This is a genomic window from Treponema zioleckii, assembly GCF_014737315.1.
Classification (GTDB): domain Bacteria; phylum Spirochaetota; class Spirochaetia; order Treponematales; family Treponemataceae; genus Treponema_D; species Treponema_D zioleckii.
The window spans coordinates 60,429-82,244 of the sequence record NZ_JPUF01000001.1; the positions used below are offsets into that span (position 1 = coordinate 60,429).

The window sequence follows — 21,816 nt, forward strand, 5'->3', positions numbered from 1 at the left end:
AAAAAATATGACAGAAAAAGAATTCCAATTTGCTGTGGAAACGCGGCAAACTCTAGAATTTCCTTATGATGGAAAAACTTATCGGCTTGCCTACGAAAAAGATGATGACGGTAAAAAGTGCATTTTTTTTGGAGAAGCTTTTCTGACTGAAAAATTTTCTTCGTTCCGCGAGCTTATGGCTACAGCAAAAATAAAAAATCATTTTTTACGCGAAGTCATAAAAGAACTTTCGTTGTAGATAAAAGAGTCTGTTTTAAAACTTTGTCATGCTGAATTTATTTCAGCATCTGTATTGCGTCGGGTTCGGAATGACACTTTTGAAACTGCCTCAGAAATATTTTGATTCTTTTAAGGGAAGAAAATGTACGAAGTTGAATTAAAAGCCCACGTGGATGACCGAAAAAAAGTCATTAGCAAATTGAATTTTTTTGCCAAGTACATTGGTGCGGTTCAAAAAGATGATATTTATTGGGGACTTCACATTGGCGAGCGGAAAATTCAGGCTCGCCTCCGAAAAGAAACCCCGCTCGAATTTTTGGATGCCGAAGCTGTGATGATGAATATTCGGGCGGACGATGCCCGGTTAAAGCCTGATTTGCGCCATCAAAAAATTTATTTTACCTACAAACGAAAGGAAGTCCGCAAAAATGCTGACGGAACTACTTTTGAGGTGAACGATGAGCAGGAAACGCTCGTAAAGGAATCTGAGCCAATCGAGGCGTTCTTTAAGGATTTGGGGCTTGAAATTCTGGTGGAAAAGCACAAAACGGTAATCAGCTATTTGTACGAAGGTGCGCACATTGAGCTTTGCACCGTTCCGCCGTTGGGCGACTTTCTTGAAATTGAGATTCTGACTTCTACGAAAGATGAAAGTTCTCTTGAGAGTTATCGTAAAAAACTTATTGAAATTCTTGAAAAATGCGGAATTTCAGAGGATAAAATTGAGGAGCGTTATTATTCTGAAATGCTTCAGGGGCTAAAAAATGTTTGATAGTTCTGAATATAAAAAAAGTGCGCTAAAACGCCTCAAAGAGTGCAGGTTCATGTTGATTTTGGCGGGGCTTTTTCCGCTCTTAATCGCCGTTATTTTTTGGCGGGCTAAAAGCAGAGTTTTTTTTAATATGCCAAACTTTTACACCGTTTTTACTTTTTGGAGTCTTTGTGCACTCGGAATCATAAAGATTGCGTCGAGTGCGTTTTTTCTGAAGGCTTCAAGGCTCACTTCCGAGTCAAAAATTTATGTGAATGATTTTATTTGTTTTGCAGGGGATTTTTGGGAAGACGGCGTGATTTCTATGTTTTTGCGCTTGTTTTGGGTGTGCCTGTGGTCATTTTTGTTTGTCGTTCCGGGAATTATGAAAGTGTTCGCTTATTCCATGACGAATTTTGTGCTTGTTGAGAATCCTTCAATCGGTGTAAAAAAAGCCATGCGGATAAGCAAAATTCTTACGGACGGGCACAAAGCGGACCTTTTGGGAATGTACGTTTCCTTTTGGCCCTGGATGATTCTTACGATTCTTACGTGCGGGCTCTCCCTTGTGTTTTTGTACCCGTACATCAAGCTTACTCAGGCGAATGTGTATTCTTATTTAAAGCAAGAATCCCTTCGCACTGGAAAGCTTCTTCCTTCGGATTTTTATCCGTCGGTAAAATAAAATTGCAAAAAGCAGGAATAAAAAATGGAAAGACAAAAAAAAGGATTTATTGTAATCACGGTGATTCTTGTGGTTTCGGTGGCAATGCTTCTTGTTAATCTTGGTGGTGAGACAAAAGAGCACCGGGACGTGGATTTTATTGCAAGACTTTATATTACTGGCGAGATTCTCGAAGCTGGGCATGATTACAATCAGCAGTGGCTTTTGGACACAATCGACGAACTTTCAGAAGACGAGCACAACAAAGGAATCTTGCTTGTGATTGATTCTCCCGGAGGAGCTGTTTACGAAGCTGACGAGGCGTATCTTGCCCTAAAAGAATATAGAAAAAAAACTAATCGACCGATTCATGCGTATTTTAAGCATATTGCCGCTAGCGGCGGATATTATATTGCGTGTGCTGCGAATAAAATTGTGGCGAACCGAAATACGATTACCGGTTCAATCGGCGTGATTGGCGGACAGAGCGTAGACGTTACGGATCTTGCCTCGACTCTCGGCATCAAAATGAAGACTTTTACCGCCGGTCGCAACAAGAACATGCTGAATTATGATTCCCCGCTCACCGACGAACAGGAAAAAATCATGCACGATTTTGTTTACGAAGCATACGACCAGTTTACTCAAATTGTTGCTGAAAGCCGCGGAATGCGCATTGAAGATGTTCGGGAACTTGCGGACGGACGAATCTACACAGCCCTTCAGGCAAAGAAAAACGGACTTGTTGATGATGTGAGCGATATTTTTGTAGCAGAAGACGAACTTAACAAAGTTTGTGATTCGAATAATACGCTTGAATTCTATGATTACGAATTCAAATACGAAGAAACTTTTCAGGACTTAATCGGGGATTTTGGTTCATTCTTAAAAAGCCCGATTAAGAGCCTAAAATCTTCTGTTCAAGAAGAAAGTTTGCCTTCCCTCCGTTACATGGCATATTGAAGCAGGCTTAGTTCCAGCACTTTTTCGCAAAGCCCTTTTACGCCGTCTTTGCAAAGTGCTGTAACGAATGGTCGCCCGATGAGCACTTTGTCTGCTCCGAGCGCAAGTGCTGTTGCAACGTCCAGCGGCGTTCTGATTCCTCCGTCAACCCAAACTTCGTCGCAATATTTTCGTAATTCATCAATGTGACTTTCTAAAAATTCTGCGGTGCTTCCGCTTCGGGTGTCAATTCTTCCGCCATGGTTTGAAATATACGCCACAGCCGGCCTTACTTTTTTTACAAGCTCAATGTCTTCTTCCGTAAAAACGCCTTTTATGGCAAAGGGCACTTTTAGGTAATTCTTGATTTCGATGAGCTGTTCTGCAGTCTTTTTTTCAAGTTTTACGAGATTTCGCATTGTAACGAGATTGTAAGAATCAATGTCCACTCCGACGATTGTTGCACAGGACTTTGACCATTCAATCCGTTCAAAAATACGTGTGTTCGGGTAAGGCTTAATAAAAACTCCGGCCTCAACGTCTTTATTCAGATTTTTGATTGCCTCAATCCCGTATTTTAATTTTTCGTCAGGATAGCCGTCGCCAATGCAAAGCCCGATTCCGACCTGATGGGAGGCTTCTACGATTTTTGAGTAATACGAATCTTCTGTTTCAAAACCGATGTTTTCCACGGCCCCTGTTATTGGTGCAAGGCAGATTCGCGGAATTCTGTCTTCCGCAGGTTTTCTTAAAAATTCAGAGACAAGTTCTTTATTTTTGGAGCGAACTTCTTCCCAACCCAAAACGTTGAGCTTAAAATTTTCATTGCTCCTTACGCCGCCCATTCCCGGCAGCTGACCGATACATCCTTCACCTCTGCAAGTTTTGCAAAAGTGGCATTTATAATTAGTCGCCAAAACAAATTCCTAAACATCGTCCGGTTGTAATCATTGGATTATCCGACGGAATATTTTTTACTTTGCCTGCAATTTCTTCCAACGGAACTGGGACGATTTTATTATTTTGCAGTGCAACTAGATTACCGAATTTTTCTTCTGCTAGGAAGTGCGCGCCCGCAGCCCCAAATTGCGTTGCTAAAACTCGGTCGTAAGGCGAAGGTGTTCCTCCGCGCTGCAAATAGCCCAAGACGGTCACTCGGCTCACAAGTCCGGTAGCTTCTTCAAGTTCATGCGCCACGCGGTAAGCAATCGAGTATGGCATGAGCTTTCGCCTTCGTTTTAATTCTTTTTTTTGCAAAAGTGCCTCGTCTTTTGAAAGTGCGCCTTCTGCAACGACGACAATCGAAAATTCCTTTCCGGCATCTCTCCGCTTCATTACGCATTGCGCCACTGAATCAATGTCGTATGGAATTTCCGGAAGAAGAATTACGTCCGCGCCGCCGGCCACTCCTGAGTAGAGTCCGAGCCAGCCGGCTTTGTGTCCCATCACTTCAATCACCATGATTCTTGAATGACTGTGCGCCGTTGAGTGAATGCGGTCCACGGCTTCGGTTGCAACGTCAAGGGCAGTGTGAAATCCGAAAGTTACGTCTGTTTTTACAATGTCGTTGTCGATTGTTTTTGGAAGCCCGACAACGTTTAATCCTTCTTTTGCAAGCAGACTCGCCGTTGTGTTCGTGCCGTTTCCGCCGAGACAAACGAGCGCGTCGAGTTCCCATTTTTCATAATTTTGTTTGATTAAATCAACTGGATAAAGGCCTGTTTCTGCATCTGGCTCTGGATTTTTAAACGGTTTTTCCCGCGATGTTCCGAGAATCGTTCCGCCGCGTGTAAGAATTCCAGAAACGTCACTTTCGGTCAACTCAAAAAAATTGCCTTCGGCAAGTCCGCGATAACCGTTTCTGATTCCGATTGGCTGCATTCCGTATTGAAGCATTGCCGTTCGGCATACCGCACGGATAGCTGAATTTAGTCCGGGTGCGTCTCCGCCCGAAGTCAAAATTCCAAATTTTTTAACACCTCTGCTCATATGCCAAAATTATACACAATAATTTGTATTTTTACAGAGAAAATTTGAAGAATTAAGGATTTTTAAAGAAATCTTAAAGACACTGCGAAAACTTTGTTAGTTTTCCTAAGTTCCCCTAAATGATTCTCAAAATTTTTTGCTGGATTCTGGCGCTCAGACTATTTCCCTAATAAATTTAATAAATTTTTTTCAAAACCGATAATCTAAATGAATCATTTTAAAAATTTTTTCGGTTTGTGGGAGAACTATGAAAAAATCAAATAATATCGCATTGTCAATTGCGGGAATCGTTCTTTTTGTCCTTGCAGGATTCATTTCGGTTTCATTATTGCTTACAGTCTTTGACTTTGGCGGACAAAATCCAGCGAACAACACAATTTTTTATCGTTTTGGAAAAAAATTAACAGAATTTTACGGATACACTTCCATTTTGATACCAGCATTTTTTATAAGTGCCGCATATCAGTGCTACGCTTCAAAGTGGACGGCAAAAAATGGGGTGATTCTTTTGGGTTCTGTCGTTCCGTTTTTTACAATCGTTGCTCTGGAAAAAATCATTCGTGACGCTTGCAGTTCAGATTCCGGCTCTTCACTTTTTGTAAAAATCCTTGCCATGCTTACGATTGGCATTTTGGTGCTTGCCGCCGAATATTTGATTCTTGCGGTGGCAGGAAGCATTATAAGCAGTTCCGAAGCTGAAGAAAATGAATCTGATGAAGAGAATCTTGGCGCGCCTGCGTCTGAAATTTCGCTTTCTGACGAACTGTTCCCAAAGCCTGCAGTTGAATCTTCTGAAAATCCAGATGAAAAAGACAGGACGCTCGTTCCAGAAAATCAGGAAGAACTTTCCGAGGATTTGTTTGATTCTGACGAAACTGACCAGTTTAAGAACCTTTCGGAGGAAGAAAACAACCCAAAATCAGAGCAGACTCTTGTTCCTGAAGCTGAAACTCTTGAAGCTGGCGAAGAAAATTTTACTGAAGACGACGAATTTGAAGAAAACGTCGAAAATGTGCAGGAAGATTTTAAAGACGGAGAAACCGAAGAATTTTTTACTGAGGACGACGAGGATTCTGAAAAAACTCTTGTTGAATCAGAAGAAGAAAGAAAAACTTCGGCTGAGTCTGCCGAAAATGAAAATTTAATAGAAGAAAAAATTGAAGAAACGCCTCTTAAAAAAGAAAACCGCTTTGCAAAATTTTTTGATGCAGTGGAAAAGTCGGATTTGGCGGCCCTTGCCGCACTTGAGCGAAAACCTGTTTACGGCTTAAAACTTGAAGACTCGCAAAAAAACGAGCCTGAGACAAAAAATGTGACTGGCGAAACTGAATCTTCTGAAGATGAAAATCCAGAGCCGATTGCAGAAAAAACTGACTCTCAGGAAATCGACATAAATAATCTTACCGTTGATGAAGCAGAAAAACTTTCTTCTCAGGGAATCGTGATTGATTCTGCGGTTCAGAGCCGAAAAACTGAAGATTCTCCGCAATACAACGAAAATGCCGACGTGCCAGAAATTGACGAAACAAGTGAAGAAGGTTCCCTCGTTGATTTTAACGAAAATGAGCCGCGAAAAATTCCGTTCGCTCCAAAACAGTACACTGAAGCCGAGCGAAAAGACATTATGCTTCATAAAACGCTTGAAGCGGCTCCTGAGGGCGGGCTTTCTGAAATCACTGACAAACCGACTTCTGACGACGAAAAAACGGCTGAACTAAAACATAACGAAGCAATTCCCGCGTCGCAAGTGCTTTCGATTCCTTTGGACGATGACTCAGAAGAAGAGGTGGAAAATCCTTTTGAAAATTTTCACGACGATGAAGAAGACAGCATTGTAGATTCGATTATCAACGAAACTAGCCTTGACCTGGAAGACGGGCTTCCGCAGTTTACAAAATCTCAGCCACGTGTTGAGCAGAAAAAAATCGAGGCGCAGCAAAAACTTTTGGAGCAGCAGGAAAAACAGCAGGATTCTTTTGATGACGATTTTTTTGACATCGATATGAATGCGGAAGATGAAGACGAAATCGAAGCCGAAGAAGAAATGCGCCTTGCCCGTGCGTCAGATTCTTCTTCGCGTGTTGCAGAGCCGCCTCTCGGAATAAACAAAGTTTTTGACCAAATGGAAAAGGATGCAGAAGCTTTTCCAGTTTTTAGGGACGACGACATTGGTTCTGATGAAGAAGATGAACTTGAACAGTCTGTAAACAAGTCTTTGGCGGCTGTTGGAACAGACCTTTCGTATGAGCCGATTACTCGCAACGAAAAAGCGCCTGATTCCTTTGAGCCAAAATCAATGACTGCGGACGAAAGCGATGTTTCTGAAGTTGAGGAGCAGGAAACTCCGGCAGGGTTTGAAGAAGACGAAGCCGAATCTGAGGAAGAAAACGAAATTCCTGACGCACAAAAAGAACTTTCCGAAGAGAACTCTGATGCAGAAAGCTCACCAGAAGGGAATTCTGACTTCCAAATTGATTATTTGCTTGAAAAACAGTCTGACAATTTTGGCGAGGAAGATGAAAAAGGTGGTGCGCAAAAAGTCGAAGACTTCAACGAGCCGCAAATTGAGGATGATGAATTTTCTGATTCTCTGAATGACGAGGATGAGGATTTTTCTGGAATAGACCGGGCTTTTGACGAAGAAGACTCGTTGGAAGACGAAAACGGTGAAGAAGAAAACGAAAATCAATTTTCGAACTATCAGTTTAATCCCACTGCAAAGCCTGTCGTAGATGCGAGCGGAAAACCGTATCAAGACGAGCCTGAAGCTGATTCGGAAGAATTTGACGAGGATTTTGATGATGACACTGACGAAGAAGAAAATTTTGATGACGTTAATGTTGTTGATGAATTTGAGAGCGAGAATGAAAATCTGAATGCTCAAAACGGCGCCCTTCCGACGAAAGAGTTTACCGTTCAAACGATTGAGGAAGAAAAGCCTCGTCGAAACATTGGACCTTACAAAATTCCGAGTGATTTATTGAACACTTACCCGGACAATAAATATTGGATTGTTGACGATGAGACTCGTCATGCAGGCGAGGAATTAAAGCAGACTCTTAACGAATTTAAAATCGAGGCGGAGGTTACGGGAATCCGAAAAGGTCCTGTCGTAACCATGTTCGAGATTTTGCCGGCACCTGGCGTAAAACTCAGTAAAATTGTTGCCTTGCAGGACAACATTGCGCTTCGATTGGCGGCAAGTTCCGTTCGTATCGTAGCTCCTATTCCTGGAAAGCACGCCGTTGGTATTGAAGTTCCGAACAAGCGCCGGGCAATCGTAAGTTTTAAGGAAATTATCGACCAGGAAAATCCGGCTTTCGAAAAAATGGGAGTTCCTGTAATTCTCGGAAAAGATATTTCTGGTGAACCGCAGATTATCGACCTTGCAAAAACGCCGCATCTTTTGATTGCGGGTTCGACGGGTGCTGGTAAGTCTGTTTGCGTAAACACAATGCTTCTTTCGATTCTTTACAAGCGAAGTCCGCAGCAGGTTAAGCTTGTTTTGATTGACCCAAAAATCGTAGAGCTTAAACTTTACAACGATATTCCTCATTTGCTCACTCCTGTAATTACCGAACCTAAAAAGGCTTTGCAGGCATTGCAGTATTGTTTGTGCGAAATGGAACGAAGATACGCGCTTCTTGACGGAATGAGCGTTCGAGACATCATTTCGTACAACAAGAAGATTGAGGAACGACACATTGCCACCGAAAAACTTCCTTACATGGTCGTAGTTATCGACGAGTTTGCGGATTTGATGGCAACGACCGGGAAAGAACTTGAACAGACAATTGCCCGCCTTGCCGCGATGAGCCGTGCGGTCGGAATTCATCTTGTTCTTGCGACTCAGCGTCCTTCAATTGATGTAATTACTGGACTTATCAAGGCTAACATTCCGAGCCGAATCGCATTCATGGTTGCTTCTAAGATGGACAGCCGAATCATAATTGACCAAGTTGGTGCGGAAAAACTTCTTGGAAAAGGCGACATGCTTTATTCGAGCGCAACCGACCCGTTCCCGACACGAATCCAGGGAACTCTCGTGAGCGACAACGAAGTTGAGAACGTCGTGGACTATGTTAAGCACTTTGGCGAGCCGGAGTACATTGACGACGAGATTTTTGTTGATGATGACGAGGAAGATGAGGGAAATCATAGTCTGTTTGACGACGGCGAAGACCCTCTTTATGATCAGGCATTGCAGATTGTTATTCAGGCGGGAAAAGCCAGTGCCAGTTACATTCAGCGGCGCTTAAAAATCGGTTACAACCGGGCTGCGCGTCTTGTGGAAGAAATGGAGGAACGCGGAATCGTCGGACCTCAGAACGGAAGCAAGCCCCGCCAGATTATTCACGTGCCGTGATAAATGAAAATTAGCAAAAAAAGGGACTGTCAGAATTACAGTCCCTTTTTTAGTTGTAGTATAAATAGTCTAAAAATCGAAAGCAAACGAGCAAGAAAGATTTACAGAAATCCTAGCAGATTACAACAGAGTTATCTGTCTGGCTGAATGGTGCAGGAATATATTTATCTGCAGCCCAGTCATTTTCCCAACGAGTTCCATCAAGGAGGTATCGGAATTGATATTCTTTACCAGCTTCGAGCGCAATCTTTATAGAGAATGAGCCGTCCTTTCCCTTTTTGAGAGCCTGTTCTGTACTGCTCCAGCTATTCCAATCTCCAGCGATTGTTATTTTTTTTGCACCTTGAGCAGCTTCTGGTGAAACTGTAAATGTTACATTGCAAGTTTTTTTGTCTTTTGAGAAAGATTTCTTCACTGCCATAATTCTACTCCAAATCATTAAATTTATTTTAATAGAATAAGGTAATTATATAATGCTTTCTCTAATTAGTACAGAAAATTTTAATGTTTTACATTTTTTTTGCTTTTTTTTACTGTTTTTTGATTAAACGGGACTTTTAGTGTTGTAGATAACAAAAATATAGAATATATTTGAGACGATATACTTCATACCCGTTGATTTATCCAAATTGCGAACGGGAACGAATCCGTATGGATTTGTAAAATCTTGCTAAATAGGAGTTCCAAATGGCAACTATCTTATCTAACAATCATTATCTTTTTACATCCGAATCGGTTGGTGAAGGGCATCCTGATAAAGTTGCAGATCAGGTTTCTGATGCAATCCTTGATGCTTGTCTTGAGCAGGATCCGCAGTCGCACGTTGCATGTGAGACTTTTACGACTACGGGAATGGTCCTTGTTGGCGGCGAAATTACTACAAATGCAAAAATTGATGTTCAGCAAATTGTTCGTGACGTTGTTCGTGACATTGGTTACACAAAAGAGGAATATGGAATTTCAGCTGATTCTATGGCCGTTATGAACGTGATTCACAGACAGTCACCAGATATAAACCAGGGTGTTGTTGGAACAGGTCTTGATGAATTCAAAGGTCAGCAGGGGGCCGGAGATCAGGGACTTATGTTTGGTTTTGCCTGTAACGAAACTCCGGAGCTTATGCCAGCTCCAATTATTTTCTCGCATAAATTGCTTATCAAAGCTACAGAATTGAGAAAATCTGGAAAATTCAATTGGCTGCGTCCTGATGCAAAATCTCAGGTGACGATTGAATACGAAGGTCACAAACCTGTACGAATTGATACTGTCGTAATTTCTCACCAGCATGATGAGGATATTTCTTACGACAAAATCAAGTCTACAATCATCAACGAAATTATTAAGCCAGTTCTTGAACCGACAGGTCTTCTTGACGCGAACACAAAATTCTTTATCAACCCGACAGGAAAATTTGTTGTTGGCGGACCGAACGGCGACGCTGGTCTTACAGGCCGAAAAATCATCGTTGACACTTATGGCGGAATGGGTCGCCACGGTGGCGGAGCTTTCTCTGGCAAAGACCCTTCAAAGGTTGACCGTTCTGCAGCGTACATGGCTCGCTACATTGCAAAGAACATTGTTGCTGCAAAACTCGCCGACCGCGCGGAAGTTCAGCTTGCATACGCAATCGGAGTTCCGTTCCCGGTTTCAATCATGGTTGATACCTTTGGAACAGGCTCTGTTTCGGACGAAAAAATCAGCGCGGCTGTAAAAAAGGTTTTTGATTGCACTCCTGCAGGAATCGAAAAGACTCTTGATTTAAGAAAGCCGATTTACCGCAAAACAGCAAGCTACGGTCACTTTGGTCGCCCAGAATTCTCTTGGGAAAAGACTGACAAAGTAGAAGCCCTTCTTGCAGCGGTAAAATAAAAGGAAACGCCACGAGTTGGTTTTGCGAATAACAAGCTAGACTTGTGCGTTTCCCACGAGTTTTTCTGGTGAAAAACTCGTGCTCTGGCGGGACACTTTGCAGGTGTTCACAAAACGCGGCGGCAATGAAGGCTGCGTTTTGTGAGTGCAGTTTTGTTGCTCGCGCATGGCTCGCAACTTCTATGTAGCGGACGCTGGAGCAGATTTTTGCGGTAGCAAGCTTCACGCAAGGTTCTTAGTCTTTTTTTTGTTGTGTTAATTTAATTTTGGTTACATACTTTATTATAGAGGTATTTTTTAATGAAAAGCTTAACACAACATTGTACATGCACATCTAAAAAAAAATCATTAATTCTGTCTATTAATCACTATTTTATTTTTATTACTACTATCATTTTTGACTTCAATTTTAGTTTCTTGCGGAGAGAAAAAAGGAGTTGACAACAAAAAACTCACCAAAATTGAACTGTGGTACGTTCCGTCGCAGGTAGAGGCCGCTGAACCGCCTGAAAATTGGTTTATGTACGATAAAATTCGGCAGACGCTCGGCGTGAACCTTGTGTTGCGTGCTCTTCCGTCTGATTCCGCTGAACTTGACGAAGTTATACAAAAAGCGGCAAAAACGAATTCTCTTCCAGATATTTTTAGAACAAGTCATTCGCTGATGGTGGAACTTGCAAAGCAAAATAAAATCGCCTGTATTGACAAAATCTATCCGCTTATGCCGATTAGAAGCCGTGATATTCATACTCCGGAAGCTATAAAAGCTAGCCAGATTGACGGGCTTAGTTTTGCACTTGCATATCCTACATCGAATACGAATATTCCGCGGAACGAGGGCGTTTTAATTCGTAAAGACTGGCTCCAGAATCTTCAGCTTGAAGTTCCTCGCACGACCGACGAATTTTTTGACGTTATGGTTGCCTTTACAAAAGAAGATCCTGACGGAAACGGAAAGGCCGACACTTACGGGTTTGGAGCCTTCCTTGAGCGAAATGCACAGGAAGACGGACTTGGAAAAAGATTCGCTCCGTTTTTTGGTGCGTTCGGAGTGGTCGGAACTTTGAACTATGCCCCTGACAATCCTCATTTGAATATACGCGATCCCCGTTTTTATTTAGCTCTCGAATATGTTAAGAAGATGTATACCGCACGTATAATTGACCCGGACTTTTTGGGTTACCACAAAGATGATTTTAGGCGTGCTTGGAAGAACGGAAGATTTGGTATTATGCGTGAGCAATTTGCAGCTTATTCATTGAAGAGCAATTACACACCTTTTGATGAGAAATTCCCTAACGGCGAGTGGATTGTAATTGATCCTCCGGTAGGACCTCGTGGAGAATCTTCTGTTGGTCTTAGCACTCAGGCTTGGAACTATTTGTCAATCAGCCGACGTTCTGTAGAACAAGGAAAATTGCCTGTAATCGCAAATCTTCTTGAATGGCTCTATACTTCTGCTTCAGAAAATTTGTTGTACGGTCAGCTCGGCCTTAACTATATTTATGATACGAACGGAAAAATTTCAGACAAAACCCCGATTCCAGAACTTTCTTATACTTCTGTAGAAAGTGCGCCTCTTTTGCAAATGAGTTGGCTTGTAGAACACGTTAACGAGGATAAGATGCGGGAACGCTATCCGATTTGGCAGCGTGCGAACAAAACTCAAATGGATCCTCTTGCGGTTCTTGAAGAAATGCAGTCAAAGCACTGGACGGTTGGTTTTACATTTGAGTCCATGCCTAAGGCTCTTAACGATGCGTATAATCAGGGATTGATTGACTTCCTGACAGGGAAACGCAATTTGACGAAGGAAAATTTTGAAGCCTTCATTGAATCCCTTGACGAAAAAGGACTCAAAGAATGGGAAGACAAAATTATCTCTGATGCACGAGAAAACGGTTTGTTGCCACAATAACTAATGAATCTGCTTTCTGAAAAAGAAATTATTGAGGTGATGGAACGACTAAAAAAAGCGAATCCGTCTCCTCAGTCTGAATTAAAATGGACTTCTCCTTTTACATTGCTTGTGAGTGTAGTTTTGAGTGCGCAAGCTACCGACAAAAGCGTGAATCTTGCCACAGAAAAATTATGGAAAATTGCTGATACACCGCAAAAAATTCTTGATTTAGGCGAAGACGGCTTGATTCCTTACATCAAATCAATCGGACTTTACAAATCTAAGGCACGACATGTAATTGGGCTTTGCCAGAAGCTTATCGATGATTTTGGCGGAGAGGTTCCTAAAAGCCGCGAAAAACTCATGTCCCTGCCTGGAGTTGGGCGAAAAACTGCGAATGTCGTTCTGAACGTTGTCTGGAATGAGCCGACAATGCCCGTTGATACTCATTTGATGCGAATTTGCCCAAAAATTGGGCTTGCCGAAGGAAAAAATCCGCTTGAAGTTGAGCAGAGTCTTTTAAGGCGCATTCCAAAAGAATATATGAATCACGCTCACCATTGGTTTATTTTGCACGGAAGATATGTTTGTACGGCACGAAAACCTAAGTGTGATACCTGTCTTCTAAACGATATTTGCAAACATAATGTGTAAGGGGCATTTCGAAGTTCCCTAAAAACGCTTCTCATTTTTAGGCTGAATCAAAATCTGTAAATCTTGTTCAGCACGGCATCTCTTTTGGCAGGGAAAATTTACAATTTTCATTCAATTCAATAGAATAGAGAAACACGCAAGGAGTTCAAAATGAAATTTATAAAAAGATTATCCACGGCATTTTTTATGCTTTTTGCGCTTTCGAGCTATGTTTTTGCTCAGAGCGATATTAGTTCATCGGTTGATGAGTCGCAGACCGGATTGCAGACCAGCGAAATCAGCACTGAAGACGCTGTAAAACAAGATGAAGAAAAATATAAAAATCAACTTGCACAGAAAAAAATTGTTGATTTGGCGATAAATGAAAAGGAATCGCAGCATATCGGCGAAAACATTGCAGACACTGCAAAAGAAGTAATTCAGGATACTGCTGACAAAACACGAAAAATTTTCGGGCTGGATTATATTGGCAAATTCTTAACTATTGATAAACTTCAAGATTTCCTTACGACTATTCTGGCACTGGTTATTTTTTACATCTTTTTTAAGATTTTGAAAAAAGTTTTACAAAAAAATATCTCGCCAAAAGTTGAGCCTCACACAATGGGGCTTATAAACAAAATAGTTTCGTATGTTTTCTATATAATTATGGCGGCATATATTCTTGGATTGTTTGGAATTGAGCTCAAAGGTCTTTGGGGTGCGGCAGGAGTTGCCGGTCTTGCAATAGGTTTTGCGGCACAAACTTCGGTTAGCAATTTGATTTCTGGTTTGTTCGTGCTCACTGAAAAAACAATGAAAATCGGGGATTTTATTGAAGTTGACGGAGTTTCTGGTACAGTTGACGAAATCGGGCTTCTTTCGGTAAAAATTCACACGCTTGACAATCAGCTTATTCGCATTCCGAATTCTACGATAATCAACACGAAACTTATGAATTATGCGACTTACGACCTTCGACGATTCTCATTCCTGCTTTCGGTTAGTTACGAGAATGATTTGGAAAAGGCTCTTGAGATGATACAAAAAATTCCAGAAATGTGTCCGAGCGTAATCAAAAATGACCCGGACCACGCGCCTGTTGCGGTTTATTCTGGACTTGCAGATACTGGAATCGACATAAATCTGAACGTTTGGTTCAACCGAAAAGATTTGGTGACCGTAAAAAACGAAGTCTTTATTGCATACACAAAACTTTGTCGCGAAACACCGGACCTCGATTGTGCTTACAAGCGAATCGACGTTTCGATTCTTAACGATAAAACAAACGCGTAATTTAAAACTTTAAGAGTGGCAGAATAGAGGGTCCATATTAATTTAAGGGTTGACCCCTTGAATCTTATGTTTTAAAATTTTAAAACCGATAATTTAGACAGTATTTCTCAAAATGGGGCAGTGAAAGCATGAAAACGATTGGAATAAAGCTTGCAGACGGAACATTTTACCCGATATTGGAAGAGGGCACTCCTAAAGTCAGGATGCTTGACTTGACGACGGCAAAGGATAACCAGTCTAAAGTTCAGATTGACCTTTACCGCTCAGAAGACGGCACGATGGAGAATGCTGAGTACGTTGACACTCTTGAAGTGACAAGCTTGAATCCTCATCCGAACGGCGAACCTGAACTCCATTTAAAAATGGGGCTTGATGAAAATAACGAGCTTACGGCAGAAGTCGTAGATCCGGAAACTGGAAAAAAGAGCGAGACAAAAGTTGAATTGATTTCTCGCACGCTCGCAGAACGCGACGCTCCAACGGACTTTGCAGTTTCTGGCTCAAGTGACGTTGATTTGCCAGACTCAGATGATGCGACGGTTGCCGAAAATGCCGGCGACGTTGATGTTGCTCCTGAAAACTCTGATGACGAATTTAGTTTTGATGAAATTACGGATGAAGATTTTGCGAACCTGGACACTCCTTCGGAGCAGACGGCTGTGCCTGAAATCACAGATGAGTTGAATCTTGATTCGATTCCTGATTCAACGGCGGATGATTCGAAGACCGAAGTTGCGGATTTGGCAAACGACAAATTCAGTTTTGACAATGCGGAAGTCGTTAACGAAAACGGACCGGACCCAGCTGACGCAATCGTTGCGGATGAAAGTGCCCTTCCAAGTTTTGAAGAACTTAATAAAGAACTTGATGCAGAGGAGACTGTAGCTGAGTCTGATGATATTCCTGCTGACGATACTACGGTCAACGATGATTTTGCAGACAATAAGTTTGATGCAGACGGACTTGATGTGCCTGCTGAGTCTTCGTTCGTTGATCCGCTTAACGAGTCCGAGGCTGTTAAATCCGTTGATCTTGAAAATCCGTTTGAAGAGACTGTTGAAGACGAAAAGCCGGGCGAGACTTCTAATGAAGACTTGTTCGATACAAGTGCGCTAGATGCGCCTTCATTCGACGACTTTGGAAGTGACAATACCGAATCTGCGGATGACAAATCTGCTGATATTTCAGAAGAGACACTTCCTGATTTTGGCGACTTCTCAATTCCAGAAGATGATAATAATGCAGAAAAGAATGCCGTTAGTGGCGGAGCTTCCGCAACGGGACTTTCTGGACTTTTGACAAAGGATGACCTTGACGATCCAATCTTCAAGAACACTGATTCTGACCCGGTAAGCGAGTTTGATACGAGTGCTCTCGACAATGATTCATTTGACAGCACTGATTTTGGTACAGACTTCAATGACTTTGATTCTACCAAAACCGATTCTGGAATTGCCGCAGCTGGTTCGTCAATGGACTTCTCTGATTTGTACGACAAAGAGACTTTGAATGGTGAGCATGCCGACATTTACGCTGATCACGAGGAAACAAAAAAGAAGACAAGAGTTCCTGTAATCATTTGCGTGGTTTGTGCGATTATTTGTGTGATTGCAACAATTCTTGTTCTGTTCGTAATTCCGTCTAAGTACAACTTGATAAAATCTCGTAATACTCGCTACAGAGATGAAACGAATGTTACGAACGTAACGAATGTTAAGAGCGAGCCGAAGGCTGAAAAAACTAGCGAGGAACTTCCTCCACCGCCACCAGCTCCTGTAAGTGAGCCTTTGAACGCAGAGCCGGCTCCAGTTCCTGAAGCATCAACGGAAATAAATCTCTTGCCGCCTGCAGAAGAAACTCAAACACCTGCAAGCGAAACCCAATCGGTTGGTGCGCAAGAAAAAGGTGATTCTGGCGAGGCTGAAAAGACTTCTGCTTCAGAGCCAGCTGCAAACGGAATCAGTGAACAAAAATCTTCTGAACCTTCAGAGCCAGAGCCTGTTGCAGAAAAACCTGCTAAGTCTGCGCCGGTTGCTGTTGAGGATAAGATTGTAATCACTACAGAGCCGGAAAACGTAGTTCCGGTTCCGCAACCTGTACCCGCAAATCCTGAAAAGGATGCCGTTCCGTACAGAATCAAGTGGGGCGACACGCTTTGGGATATTTCGGATTCGTTCTACAAGAACCCGTGGAAGTATCCTAAGATTGCTGATTACAATAGCATTCCAAATCCTGATATAATTATTTCGGGTACAGATATTCTTATTCCTAACGAGTAATGATAAAATAGAGGCTGTTCGACCGTAGTGCTGGACAGCCTTTATTTTTGGAAATATCAATTTATGAAAGTATCTTTTAAAATTAAATCATTTCTCTCTTGTCTTGTTTTTAGTCTTGTTTTTTTTAGTTCATGCAAAGATTCAAAAGCTGATTCTGCAAAGGAAAGACACGAAAACGACTCGTTTTACTTTTTGGGGCTACAGGCCGCTGACAAAGAAGATGAGCCGACTGCCACGCGATATTTTAAGTCTGCGCGAAAAAATGCTTCTCCGCTGATTGCCAAGCGAAGTGCGGAAGCGTTGACTTTGCTCGGAAACGTTCAGGACAGAATGGAAGCTGCTGAATATCTTGCCAAGAAATTTTCTGATGACGAAAGTGATTTGATAATTGCTGGTCGTGAGTTTTTTAAGAATAACGAGTTTGCAAAAGTCATTTCGATTACGAACAAGGTGGATTTTGAAAAATCACCGAACGAATTGATTCAGCTTCGCCTGAATTCTCTCATTGAACGAAACGATTCCCGTTTTATTGATGAATACTTTCGTTGGTGCATTGTCCGCCCGCTTTCGGTTGAGCATCTTGCGCTTTACAGACGGTATCTTGCGCTTACGGGAATTACGCTCAACGAGGATGCCGACCTTGGCGTGGTGATGAATGCTTCAAAATCTTTTTTGACGGACGAGCAAAAAATCCTTGAGTTCCACAGAAACATTCACTCAAAAAATTATAATGTGGCTTTTCCCGAAGTTGACGAAATTCTTGGAATTTACGAGAAAAAAAATGCCCAAATTGAGGATACAATTCTTTCGGACATTGGAAAGGCAAGCTTTTATGGTACGGATAATTTTTATCGTACCGCAATGAAGTTTGACAAACTTGCTGACAAACTTGAAGGAAGTAAAAAATTCTATGCGTATTTTTACGCTGCCCGAATGTACGACAAAGCCGGTCGATACAAGAAGCAGACTTCGAATCGCTTTACGAGTGCCCTTGAGGTGGCGAAAGATGGGGCGCAGTTTGACAACTGCCTTTGGTATCTCCTTGATTTTCAGCTCAGGGCTTCGACAGATGATATTATCGACACGCTAAAACTTTACGGGTCGCAAATAAATGACCCTGAATATTTTGACGATTTTTTTGAGTCACTTTCAGTTCTTTTGATTTCCAGCCAGAAATGGCAGGATTTTTACAGGGTTTGGAAAGAGACTAATTCGAATTTTTCTGGTTACACGACCGGAAAGTACGCTTACATTTCTGGAAGGCTCATTGAGGAAGGCCTTGCGAGGGGCGGGGCTGGCCTAAAAACACGCCAGGCTGTGGACGCGTTTACAATCGCGCTTTCGGAAGGAACGTCGGTCTATTACAAAGTTTGTGCCCTTGAGCGACTGAATATTTTGGACAAAGAATACATAAAATCAATTATGCTTTCGAGAGGCGTTAAGGCTGAACTTGAATCGACTGCTTCCGGGGATGCGAACAAAAATCCTAAGAAAGATGATGAAGTGAATGAAGTTGCTCAGCTTACCGATGCAGGTGCTTTGCTTGCCGGGTATGCGGAGTACGGTTTTCCGCAAAAGATATTTACTGAATGGCTCATAAACCGAAAGACGCTTACTGCGCAAGAGGGAATTTCTGCCGCAAAATTCTTGTCGGCTTGTGGCGAGCATGACACGAGTTACAACGTGCAGAGCCTTAGAATTGCTACGTGGACAAAAGAGAATTCAGTTGGAAAGTTGCCTCGGGAACTTTCGGAGCTTGTTTATCCGAGATTTTTTAAGGCTTTTGTAAAAAAATACTGCGAGGAATTCGGCGTTCCTGAATACGTTATGTATGCCCTTATCCGTTCGGAAAGTTTTTTTGACCCGAATGCGATGAGCGGGGCGGGCGCGATGGGCCTTTCTCAGCTCATGGAAAGCACTGCCGAAGAAGTTGCTAAAAAACTCAAAGTTGATGAATACGATATTTTTGATGCCGAGACGAATATCCGCTTTGGAACATATTACATGTCGTGGTTAATTTCAAAAGCCGAGGAGAATAATATTCTTCTTTCAATGTGTGGCTATAACGGTGGCTCTGGAAACGTTCGAAAGTGGATTCGTGGCTCAAAGCGCGATTGGGCAACGACGGGCAGACCTGCCGCAAAAATTTCTGGAATCAGCTTGGACTTGTGGCTAGAAACAGTTCCGTACGAAGAAACCCGTAACTACGGAAAAAAACTTATTTCAACTTCGGCTCTGTATGGCTGGCTTTACTACGACAAAAATCCGTCGGAAGTGGTAAAAGAGATTTTCGGCTGGGACGTGGAAAAGTGAAAACTGTTAGGTGGTTTCGACAAGCTCAACCACCGCAAGTGCTCGTAAGTTGGCTCGACCACCCCAAAGTTGTTCGCGACTCGCGAGCAACAAAACTTCATTCACAAAACGCGGCTTTCCTTGCAGCTGTGTTTTGTGAACACCTGCAAGTGTACCCACCAACGTGCGAGTTTTCCGTTAGGAAAACTTTGCGGGAAACGCACAAAGTCAACCTAAAGTTTCAAAGTTAACTTGTCGCGTTCCCCGTTTGCGAGTGTCTTGTAAGTAGATTTGTCGCACTCAAAGTTGTCCGCGACCCGCTGGACAACAAAACTGCACGCACAAAATGCGGCTTTCCTTGCTGCTGTGTTTTGTGAACACCTGCAAGTGTACCCACCAACGTGCGAGTTTTCCGTTAGGAAAACTTTGCGGGGAACGCACAAAGTCAACCTAAAGTTTCAAAGTTAACTTGTCGCGTTCCCTATTTTTCTTTATGTCTTCGGTCAAGTTCGTTGTAAACGTCTTTCCAAGTTACACCTTCTTTGTACATAAGGACGCTCACAAAGTAAAGCAAGTCTGCCGCTTCCCAAATCACTTCGTCTTTTGATTCGGCATCGTCGGTAAGCTCTTCTGCTTCTTCCATAACTTTTTCGCGAACACGTTTGTCGTCGAGGGTTGCGGTGTAGCTTCCTGGCCGCGGATTTGCGAATCGTTCCGAAATCGTTCCGTACAATCTTTCCAAATCTGATTTTGCGTCAGCCTCGCTTGTAAAACAGTTGAAGCTTCCTGTATGGCATACGCCGCCGTGCGGAATTACCGTTGCAAGAACAGTGTCCCTGTCGCAGTCCGCGCGCATTTTTACTAGTTCCAAAAAGTGACCGCTAGTTTCGCCTTTAGTCCACAAAGTGTTTCTTGTTCGGCTAAAGAAAGTGAGTTTTCCTGTTTTAAAAGTTTTTTCAAATGCTTCGTGGTTTGAATATCCCATCATCAGAACTTCGCCCGAAGGAGACTGGGCGATGACAGGAATCATTCCGTCAACTTTTTCAAAATTAAGACAGTTTATGAATGAATCTTTGAGCGAAACCTTGCCTGTATACAAAGCCATTCCGAGCTGCACGTCACAACCGATTTTTTCGAGTTCTGCAATCTGTTCCAGACTGTTAACGCCACCCGCAGCGACTACACGGCATTTTACCGCTGCACGTAGGGCTTTTACGGCTTCCATGTCCGTTCCCTGCATACAGCCTTCTTTTTCTACGCAAGTGAACAAAAGTTCCGAGCAATATTTTTCGGCTTCCTTTGCTCCGTCGATGAGCGGAATATCAACGGTTTCTGTCCAGCCTTTTACGGCGATTTTTCCGTTGATTGCGTCAACCGAGATAATCACGCGCTGTTTGCCGATTGCTTTGTTCAGTTCTTCAAGAAAAGCGGTGTTCAAAATCGACTCCCCGGCTTTTGGAGAAGGATTCCATGCCGCTGAGCCGACGATAACTTTTTCCGCGCCCAAAGAAATCAGTTCTCGCGCTTTTTTTACGTCGCGGATTCCGCCGCCAACGCGAACGTTTCCTTTTCGGAGAAGGGATTTTAAAAGAGCTGTGTTCTTTGTGTTTCCCTTTTCGTCCGTGTTTCGGAGAGCCTGGTCAAGGTCGATTATGGCAACCTCGCCATATTTATCAAAATCAGAAATCAATGCATCAGCATCATCACGCTCTAGCACCAAATCCTTGCCGTTTTTCAACTGGACAACGCGTCCGTCTTTCATATCAATACTTGCGATTACCATAGTGCTTTATTATATCAGAATGATGGCGTATCATGCTATAATCTGTCTGCATTCACACGAGTTCCGCATTACAAACTTGCAAGTGTAAAAAAATTGTCTGCACTACCGTAAAAAGCCGTTTTTGTTCACGCGGTGCAAGGTGCAAGGAAAACTATTGATGCCGCAAAGCGGCTCCCCTTGCAAACGTTCACAAAAGCCGTTTTTTACTCTCGTTCCGACAATTTTTTGTCAACATGCTTATAAAGTGGAAATCGTGCCAGCATTTGAAAATAAACTAGACAACAGGACAATTGAGGAAAATATGAAAAAAATCCTTGCGCCCATGGCAACTTTGAGCCACGAGGCTTTTAGAAGATGTGTCGCACGTTTTGGTGGCTGCGACGAATATTTTACCGAAATGATAAACGCAGGTTCTTTGATTCACATGGGACCTTTTGAAAAATTTTATTTGATGAGCGGGCCTGAGCCAGAAAAAATCGTCTGGCAGATTACCGGCAGCCGCACAGATTACATGACCGAAGCCGCAAGAATCCTTTCTGAGCGAGAAGGGCTTGGAATTGACATAAACATGGGCTGCAGCGCACCTCAAATTGCGAATACCGGAGCCGGCGTTGCGTGGATGCTGAAGCCACTCGACGAAACCCGAAATCTCGTAAAAAGCGTAAAAACTGCTTCTGGGCAAAAAAGACTTTCTGTAAAACTTCGCTTGGGCGATGAAAATTTTACCGAGGAAAAACTTTTTGATTTTTGCAAAATGCTCGTTGACGAAGGTGTTGAGATGCTTACGCTCCATCCACGCACAAAAAAAGAAAAGTAACCGTGAGCATAGCCGC

Annotated in this window: 15 protein-coding genes and 1 pseudogene; 12 read left to right on the forward strand and 4 right to left on the reverse strand. The window is 42.6% G+C overall.

The window, feature by feature from the left end; translation table 11 throughout:
- Positions 1 to 7: 7 nt before the first annotated feature.
- From JI65_RS00255 to sppA, 4 genes are all read left to right on the forward strand, one after another.
- Entirely contained in the window at positions 8 to 238 is a 231-nt protein-coding gene (locus JI65_RS00255) for a hypothetical protein (RefSeq protein ID WP_191013354.1), read from the forward strand.
- Positions 239 to 361: 123 nt separating this feature from the next.
- Positions 362 to 991: a CYTH domain-containing protein gene (locus JI65_RS00260; protein WP_191013355.1), complete on the forward strand. Its 630-nt coding sequence runs from the start codon at positions 362 to 364 to the stop codon at positions 989 to 991.
- Positions 984 to 1,655 carry a DUF975 family protein gene (locus JI65_RS00265; protein WP_191013356.1) on the forward strand — a complete coding sequence of 224 codons (672 nt, stop codon included), beginning with the start codon at positions 984 to 986 and terminating at the stop codon, positions 1,653 to 1,655. The genes JI65_RS00260 and JI65_RS00265 overlap by 8 nt, the downstream gene beginning before the upstream one ends.
- 24 nt (positions 1,656 to 1,679) lie before the next feature.
- Complete coding sequence (sppA, locus tag JI65_RS00270) at positions 1,680 to 2,597, forward strand: signal peptide peptidase SppA (RefSeq protein WP_191013357.1); 918 nt, start codon at positions 1,680 to 1,682, stop codon at positions 2,595 to 2,597.
- On the opposite strand, the gene JI65_RS00275 is transcribed toward sppA, so the two are convergent.
- Together JI65_RS00275 and JI65_RS00280 are read right to left on the reverse strand one after the other, a co-directional pair.
- Positions 2,582 to 3,421, reverse strand: coding sequence for an alpha-hydroxy-acid oxidizing protein (locus tag JI65_RS00275; protein WP_191013451.1), 840 nt, complete (start codon positions 3,419 to 3,421; stop codon positions 2,582 to 2,584). The two genes, sppA and JI65_RS00275, sit on opposite strands and share 16 nt — an antisense overlap.
- A gap of 61 nt (positions 3,422 to 3,482) precedes the next feature.
- Positions 3,483 to 4,565 (reverse strand): 6-phosphofructokinase, encoded by a 1,083-nt coding sequence (locus JI65_RS00280; RefSeq protein ID WP_191013358.1) that lies wholly within the window; start codon positions 4,563 to 4,565, stop codon positions 3,483 to 3,485.
- 2,959 nt (positions 4,566 to 7,524) lie between these two features.
- On the opposite strand from JI65_RS00280, the pseudogene JI65_RS00285 reads away from it, so the two are divergent.
- Positions 7,525 to 8,931 (forward strand): annotated as a pseudogene (locus tag JI65_RS00285) (DNA translocase FtsK); the annotation flags it as partial.
- A gap of 112 nt (positions 8,932 to 9,043) precedes the next feature.
- Here JI65_RS00285 and JI65_RS00290 read toward each other — a convergent pair.
- Complete coding sequence (locus JI65_RS00290) at positions 9,044 to 9,352, reverse strand: isoamylase early set domain-containing protein (protein WP_191013359.1); 309 nt, start codon at positions 9,350 to 9,352, stop codon at positions 9,044 to 9,046.
- Between the two features lie 266 nt (positions 9,353 to 9,618).
- Between JI65_RS00290 and metK the strand changes: the two genes are divergently transcribed.
- The 6 genes from metK to JI65_RS00320 all read left to right on the forward strand — a co-directional run bounded on the left by metK (position 9,619) and on the right by JI65_RS00320 (position 19,221).
- Entirely contained in the window at positions 9,619 to 10,800 is a 1,182-nt protein-coding gene (gene metK / locus JI65_RS00295; RefSeq protein ID WP_191013360.1) for a methionine adenosyltransferase, read from the forward strand.
- A gap of 397 nt (positions 10,801 to 11,197) precedes the next feature.
- Complete coding sequence (locus JI65_RS00300; protein WP_191013361.1) at positions 11,198 to 12,718, forward strand: type 2 periplasmic-binding domain-containing protein; 1,521 nt, start codon at positions 11,198 to 11,200, stop codon at positions 12,716 to 12,718.
- A gap of 3 nt (positions 12,719 to 12,721) precedes the next feature.
- Entirely contained in the window at positions 12,722 to 13,354 is a 633-nt protein-coding gene (nth, locus tag JI65_RS00305) for an endonuclease III (RefSeq protein WP_191013362.1), read from the forward strand.
- Positions 13,355 to 13,504: 150 nt separating this feature from the next.
- On the forward strand, positions 13,505 to 14,629 hold the full coding sequence (locus JI65_RS00310) for a mechanosensitive ion channel family protein (protein ID WP_242457108.1): 1,125 nt from the start codon (positions 13,505 to 13,507) through the stop codon (positions 14,627 to 14,629).
- A gap of 128 nt (positions 14,630 to 14,757) precedes the next feature.
- The gene (locus JI65_RS00315; RefSeq protein ID WP_191013363.1) at positions 14,758 to 16,908 is read left to right on the forward strand and encodes an Hsp70 family protein; all 2,151 of its coding nucleotides are present in this window, start codon (positions 14,758 to 14,760) and stop codon (positions 16,906 to 16,908) included.
- A gap of 63 nt (positions 16,909 to 16,971) precedes the next feature.
- A complete protein-coding gene (locus tag JI65_RS00320; protein WP_191013364.1) occupies positions 16,972 to 19,221 on the forward strand; it encodes a flagellar assembly lytic transglycosylase in 2,250 nt (749 codons plus the stop codon).
- A gap of 460 nt (positions 19,222 to 19,681) precedes the next feature.
- Here the strand turns inward: JI65_RS00320 and hisIE are convergent, their stop codons facing one another.
- Positions 19,682 to 20,983 (reverse strand): bifunctional phosphoribosyl-AMP cyclohydrolase/phosphoribosyl-ATP diphosphatase HisIE, encoded by a 1,302-nt coding sequence (gene hisIE / locus JI65_RS00325; protein WP_191013365.1) that lies wholly within the window; start codon positions 20,981 to 20,983, stop codon positions 19,682 to 19,684.
- Between the two features lie 301 nt (positions 20,984 to 21,284).
- Here hisIE and JI65_RS17625 point away from each other — a divergent pair, with 301 nt between their 5' ends.
- Positions 21,285 to 21,800, forward strand: a complete 516-nt coding sequence (locus tag JI65_RS17625) for a tRNA-dihydrouridine synthase family protein (protein WP_340138419.1) — start codon at positions 21,285 to 21,287, stop codon at positions 21,798 to 21,800.
- Positions 21,801 to 21,816: the final 16 nt, after the last annotated feature.

What these genes read in the sequence shown, in the direction of transcription:
- JI65_RS00275 (WP_191013451.1), bottom strand. Translation starts at nt 3,421, where the DNA reads ATGGGCGGCGTAAGGAGCAATGAAAATTTTAAGCTCAACGTTTTGGGT.
- nth (WP_191013362.1), top strand. Translation starts at nt 12,722, where the DNA reads ATGAATCTGCTTTCTGAAAAAGAAATTATTGAGGTGATGGAACGACTA.
- JI65_RS00290 (WP_191013359.1), bottom strand. Translation starts at nt 9,352, where the DNA reads ATGGCAGTGAAGAAATCTTTCTCAAAAGACAAAAAAACTTGCAATGTA.
- JI65_RS00310 (WP_242457108.1), top strand. Translation starts at nt 13,505, where the DNA reads ATGAAATTTATAAAAAGATTATCCACGGCATTTTTTATGCTTTTTGCG.
- hisIE (WP_191013365.1), bottom strand. Translation starts at nt 20,983, where the DNA reads ATGGTAATCGCAAGTATTGATATGAAAGACGGACGCGTTGTCCAGTTG.
- metK (WP_191013360.1), top strand. Translation starts at nt 9,619, where the DNA reads ATGGCAACTATCTTATCTAACAATCATTATCTTTTTACATCCGAATCG.
- JI65_RS00265 (WP_191013356.1), top strand. Translation starts at nt 984, where the DNA reads ATGTTTGATAGTTCTGAATATAAAAAAAGTGCGCTAAAACGCCTCAAA.
- sppA (WP_191013357.1), top strand. Translation starts at nt 1,680, where the DNA reads ATGGAAAGACAAAAAAAAGGATTTATTGTAATCACGGTGATTCTTGTG.
- JI65_RS00320 (WP_191013364.1), top strand. Translation starts at nt 16,972, where the DNA reads ATGAAAGTATCTTTTAAAATTAAATCATTTCTCTCTTGTCTTGTTTTT.
- JI65_RS00260 (WP_191013355.1), top strand. Translation starts at nt 362, where the DNA reads ATGTACGAAGTTGAATTAAAAGCCCACGTGGATGACCGAAAAAAAGTC.
- JI65_RS17625 (WP_340138419.1), top strand. Translation starts at nt 21,285, where the DNA reads ATGAAAAAAATCCTTGCGCCCATGGCAACTTTGAGCCACGAGGCTTTT.
- JI65_RS00280 (WP_191013358.1), bottom strand. Translation starts at nt 4,565, where the DNA reads ATGAGCAGAGGTGTTAAAAAATTTGGAATTTTGACTTCGGGCGGAGAC.
- JI65_RS00315 (WP_191013363.1), top strand. Translation starts at nt 14,758, where the DNA reads ATGAAAACGATTGGAATAAAGCTTGCAGACGGAACATTTTACCCGATA.
- JI65_RS00255 (WP_191013354.1), top strand. Translation starts at nt 8, where the DNA reads ATGACAGAAAAAGAATTCCAATTTGCTGTGGAAACGCGGCAAACTCTA.